Annotated in this window: 1 protein-coding gene; it reads right to left on the bottom strand. The window is 27.3% G+C overall.

Annotated features, from left to right (window positions below; all coding sequences use genetic code 11):
* On the bottom strand, positions 1-204 hold a 204-nt coding region (locus FNK51_RS26235; protein WP_141995244.1), incomplete at its 3' end, for a helix-turn-helix transcriptional regulator.
* Positions 205-267: the final 63 nt, after the last annotated feature.

Raw genomic sequence — 267 nt, 5'->3', positions numbered from 1 at the left:
TATCAACAATTGGCTATGATTAAACAAAGCACAAAATGCAACAACGGTGGTCCAATTGGCTTCTGTTCTTCTTTTTTCAATTTGAACTAGTGTTTTTTTTGAAATCCCTAGAATTTCAGACATCTTATCTTGAGAAAAACTTTGTTCTGTTCGGACAAGTTTCATTTTTTCTGATATTAAATTGATGAATTCTTCTTTTTCCATATATACTAAATACTCCTTTTTAGTGTAATTTTACACTAAAAGTATTATTTTTCAACAAAAAAT

The organism is Bacillus sp. B4EP4a (assembly GCF_006680105.1).
Lineage (GTDB): Bacteria > Bacillota > Bacilli > Bacillales > DSM-1321 > Peribacillus > Peribacillus simplex_E.
The sequence above is the reverse complement of the archived record's forward strand: the minus strand, read 5'-3'. Positions and strand labels throughout refer to the sequence as shown.